Here is a 5,052-nt window from a genome sequence, read left to right as displayed (position 1 = left end):
GAGCTATGCGGGAAAGTGGGTGCTGACGGAATGAGATAGGCGGCGTATCGAGGCGGGTGTCGAGCCTGCCAGAACCTCTCGAGGAGAGCGATACGCCATGAACGATACTAGCAACATTGTCCCGCTTCGTCAGCCCGACGAGATCGATGATCCACTGACCAATATCCTGCGCGCCGGAGCGCGGCAGCTTCTTGCACAGGCCGTCGAGGTCGAAGTCGAGACATTTCTTGCCACGGTGAATGATTTGAAGCTTGCCGACGGACGCACCCGTGTCGTGCGGCATGGTTACGGCCCGACGCGAACGATCCAGACTGGCGTCGGCCCGGTCGAGGTCGCGCGGGCGAAGGTTCGCGACCGTGGAGCGTCCAGCGAAGGCGAACGCATCCGGTTCAGCTCGGCAATCCTGCCGCTGTGGGCGCGGCGAACCAGAAGTCTGGATGCGCTGTTGCCAGTGCTCTATCTGCGCGGCATCTCGACCGGCGACTTCCAGGAGGCGCTGACGGCCCTGCTGGGCAAGGATGCGCCGAACCTGTCGCCGGCGGTGGTGTCCCGGCTGACGGCCGAGTGGCAGGGCGAGTACGAGCGCTGGCAGAGACGCGATCTGTCGGCGCGGCGATACGTGTACGTGTGGGCCGATGGGGTCTTCCTGCAGGCCCGCATGGAAGACCACGGCGAATGTATGCTGGTGCTGATCGGCGCGACGCCGGAAGGCAAGAAGGAACTGATCGGCTTCCAGGTCGGCGTCCGGGAGAGCGCGCAGAGCTGGCGCGAACTCCTGATCGACGTCAAACAGCGCGGATTGCAGATCGCGCCGGAAATTGCCGTCGGCGACGGCGCGCTCGGCTTCTGGAAGGCGCTCGACGAGGTCTTTCCCGGCACACGGCACCAGCGATGTTGGGTACACAAGACCGTCAACGTCCTGGACAAGGTCCCGCTCTCGGTGCAGGCCACCATGAAGAAGGATCTGCGCGAGGTCTATTGGGCGCCGAGCCGGGCGTCCGCCGAAGCGGCGATCGACGTCTTTGCCGAGAAATACTGCGCCAAATACGGCCGGGCGGTCGAATGCCTCGCCAAGGACCGCGACGCGCTGCTGGCCTTCTACGACTTCCCTGCCCAGCATTGGGATCATCTGCGCACGACCAACCCCATCGAAAGCGTGTTCGCGACTGTGCGGCACAGAGCCGTGCGGACGAAGGGCTCGTTGTCGCCGACCACCGCCAAGCTGATGGTGTTCAAGCTGGTGATCACCGCTTCAAAGACCTGGCGGCGGCTCAAAGGCACAAATCAGTTGCCCAAGGTCATCGCAGGTGTCAGATTCAACGACGGCATCGAGGTCATCCACGTGCCGGCAAACCACGCCGCCTGATCGCCTCATCACCCAAAATCCCGCATAGCTCCCGAGCAAGAAGCGGACGCGAAAAGGCGCTTTTATCGGTTCGCTTGGCTGGAGCTCCGAGCTAATTACGCTCTTCATAAGTTTGCCGCTTGGTGCAGGCGGTTCATCGGCAATGCAACGAGCTGCCAGCGAGAATGCCAATCGCGCGCAGCGCGGCGGCCGCTTTCGCGAGTGGTGTAGTCATCTTGACGGTGCCGATTTCGTTGCTGGGCATGGTGTCAATTCGTTGCAGCAGTCGCGCGAAGCTGCTGACTTGTCTGTCCAGAAGAGCGACGTCGACGTAGTCGCCCGGTTCAATACTTAACAGGTACTGCGGCACGGTTACGAGCGCGATGTTTGGGATGCCTTTTAGGTAGAGCGGCTGGCCTTCGCCGAACTGAATGAGCGCGTTTGGGGCCGACACTCTCGGCGCTTGCCCGGTTGTACGCCACTCTGATTCGATAAGCGCCGTCAGCTGCGCGGTGGAGGCGTAGAGCAGTTCGGGTGCGGGGTTGCCTGTCGGCCCGTAGGTGTTTTTGAGGGGATTGTCCCGGTATTCCCGAGCGCCGAGGTGCTCGATCACCAGGCCCGCCACCGCGTGGCGATCTCCCGGGCCACCAGCCCACCATTGTGGGTGATCCCGCAACCAGCGCGAAGTGGCTTGGCCATCCTCGGTCACCGCCGGTATTCGAAGGTGTCCAGCTGTTAACACGAAGATGACCGTGCGTGCCAATGGGTGAGCGACAGTCTGGCGCGCGAGTTCGACCACACCGATGTGGCCGTTCTCCTCGACAATATTTGTACCATCGCTGTGGCTTACCACGAGCACAGTTTCGTGGGGTGCGCCGCGACCTTCCACAGCCGCCCATACTGTACGCATGGCGCTATTTCGTTCGATCACCGCGTCAAGGATGAGCGTCGCCCGCCTGGCCCGTGAGGCGGCGTCCAACACAAAGTCGGCGTCGTCTCCGGCCACGAAGACCGCTGGAATGTTCTGGTAGGGCAACGTGAACGGTAAGTACTGTCCTTTGGCGTTGAAAATGCTTATGCCACGCCAGGCGAAGATCACCGCCTCAACGCCAGCTCGTCGAGCACGCGCCAGACCGAGGCCGGCGAACGTGGCAGGAAGCAGCGGCATAGTGGTCTTGCCCCATGCACGCGCCCGATCCCAAGTCTTGACCGCCGCATCAAACGGGAACTCCCGATTTCGGACCTCGACGACCGCAATTCCTCCGCGCGCTTTGGTCCATCGCGGTATTGGACCGCGCAATCTGTACAACTGCTTCTCGGTCCCTAGGGGGCCGGTGGTCCCGGAGTAGGGAAAGACCGAAGAGATCGCTATGTCGCGCCCGTCGATCTTAAGACGCAGACCGTCGGGATTTTCTGCAGCCATGCTCCAGCGATCGAAATGCAAGACGTCCTCGTGAACTCGCATACCGAAGTCGGCCCACTGCTGTTTGACATGCTCTACAAGTTGATCGTGGCTCTTTGAGCCCGAGATTCGGGAGCCAAGGGACTCCAAGTACATCAGCTCGGCGCGGATGGTATCGTGGTCCACGGCGAAGAACTCCATTCTGCGGATTTCGGCAGGGAGAAAGTGCCCCAACAACTAATATCTCTGCTCGGTCCGGAGGAAGTCGCCAGATTCGACGACTTCAGCGCGGCTGGTTCTTATCTGCAAAGGGAACGCATCGGTATCTGCTCACTTCTTTCGTCAAGTCAATTCTTGAATTCGAGCCCTCCGTACCATCAGCGCTCAGGATCCGGAACACACAATAGGCGCGCGTCGAACATGTTTGGCCGCTCCAGCCGTAAGCGTCAGAGTACAACGTGCAGGACGAACTGGCTTCAAATCCTGTGCCAACTACGAGGCGCATCGACATTGCCCTCAGTTGCCACGCCTGGCGCTCAAGCCAATGGTCATCCTTTACGCCAAGCATCGACGCTTTACTCAGCCTTCATTTACGCCAAAGGATTTTCGGTAACATCGCCGGTGATTGGCGGCTGCTCAAGCACCTGAGCAAACCGCCCTAGGAGGTCGATCGACTTCGGCGACATTTCCGCGATGGGACCGGGTACATAGCGTGCGACCAGGTAGGCGCGGCGGCGCTCCTCAGAGTCATCCAGCAGCAATGGCAGGGTCTCGATTGCTTGCTCCCGTTCCAAAGTGGCGATGATGGTCTGTTGGCGAGTGATTGTAGTCAGACGGTCAGAAGGGACAGAGCGGAACGGCTCGTTCTCCGTCAGGACGCGTGACCAGCGATCGAGACGGTCGCGGCGGATACCGCCGCGATCGCTCACAAGCAGCGCCATAATGCGGATGACGGCCTCGATGAAGCCGCCGGTCGCGATCATCTTAAGCGCAAACTGAACGTCCGGGCGCGACCTCAATTCTTCTAGCGTCATTTGCCTCGCCTGCACTTCGTAGCGATCACTAAAATAGTGCTGCAAAGGAGTGTTCCACATGCTGTGGAACATCAGCTCATACATCATGTCGCGCAGGTCGCGCCAGCAGATCATCGCATGTGCGATATGCTGCACATACAAGGCTTCCGCCAGCAGGAATGGATTATCTACTCTGGCCTTGGCTCGAGACTGGCGAACCTGCTCGCTTATGGACTTGAAGCCAGCCAGCATCAGATTTCGCGAAGACATTAGCGCTCGCGACAGGCGCTCCGGGTGAACACTTCGGCTAGCTTGGGCCGTGAAGGTTGTGACTGCAGCTCTGACGAAGGGGCGGGCGATTGTGTGATAGATCTGTGCCTGAAGTTCAGACGCCCGGTCAACCGCACCGAAAGGGAACTCATCGCGATAGTCGTCGTTCAATGCCCGGATGTCCTTGAAGCTGCGTTCGACTAGTTCAACACTGAAGCTTTTTCGTCCATCATGTTCCTGAACATCTTTGATGCACATTTCGTAGAGGCCAGGCATCAACGCTTCGATTGCCTCAAGCGTGGTTGCAACTTGCCGGAACTCCCTATTGACAACTTTTGAAGAGACGAAGATGCCGAGGTGCCCGATGTCGTCATGCACCATATAGATAATGTGTTGGCCGCGAACGCGGATCTCCTCCTCGTTCTCGTAAACATCTGTAATCCAATTCAGAGCCTGCTGGGGCGGCGTCACTTTGTCGCCATGGCTGGCAAACACGATGATCGGCGCGCGGATCTGCTTGAGATCCACGTGCTGACGCCCCGATCCCAGGTAGGCCATGTTCTTGCCGAGCCGGTTGCCGATGAACAAGTTTTCGAGAATCCAGCAGATCTCGTTTTCGTGCAGCAAGCAGAAGCTGCTCCACCACTTCTCGGTGGCAAGAAAGCTTTCGCGCGTCGTATCCACGTCGCGGAAAAGCTCGGCGTACTTTAGGAACAGCCGGCGCTCGGGATTGAGCATCTCGAAATTGTGTATGAGATTGGCTCCATCAAACATGCCCTGGCCAAGGTCGCACAGAAGCATCGGGATCCAGACTCCGCCGAATATGCCGGCAATGTAGCGGAAAGTGTTGTCGCCGATGTTTCCCGATACAGCCGTCACCGGTGATCCATTGATGACGATGGGTCCTGTCAAGTCAGGGTTTGTTGCGGCGAGAACGAGGGTCGCCCAGCCTGCTTGGCAGTTGCCGATAATGGCCGGCAGAGGCGCGCGCGGATGCCGGCGGATCACTTCTCGAACAAACG

At 59.5% G+C, this 5,052-nt stretch carries 3 protein-coding genes; 1 reads left to right on the top strand and 2 read right to left on the bottom strand.

Features of this window, described 5'->3' with window-relative positions:
* The first annotated feature begins 97 nt into the window (after positions 1 to 97).
* Positions 98 to 1,366 carry an IS256 family transposase gene (locus I6F09_RS36960; protein ID WP_225190180.1) on the top strand — a complete coding sequence of 423 codons (1,269 nt, stop codon included), beginning with the start codon at positions 98 to 100 and terminating at the stop codon, positions 1,364 to 1,366.
* 133 nt (positions 1,367 to 1,499) lie between these two features.
* On the opposite strand, the gene I6F09_RS36955 is transcribed toward I6F09_RS36960, so the two are convergent.
* Complete coding sequence (locus I6F09_RS36955; RefSeq protein ID WP_225143889.1) at positions 1,500 to 2,948, bottom strand: hypothetical protein; 1,449 nt, start codon at positions 2,946 to 2,948, stop codon at positions 1,500 to 1,502.
* Positions 2,949 to 3,337: 389 nt separating this feature from the next.
* A partial coding sequence (locus I6F09_RS36950; RefSeq protein WP_225145764.1) for a DUF3141 domain-containing protein occupies positions 3,338 to 5,052 on the bottom strand: 1,715 nt, incomplete at its 5' end.

This window comes from Bradyrhizobium sp. IC3195 (genome assembly GCF_020193585.1).
In the GTDB taxonomy this organism is placed as follows: Bacteria; Pseudomonadota; Alphaproteobacteria; order Rhizobiales; family Xanthobacteraceae; genus Bradyrhizobium; species Bradyrhizobium yuanmingense.
The sequence above is the reverse complement of the archived record's forward strand: the minus strand, read 5'-3'. Positions and strand labels throughout refer to the sequence as shown.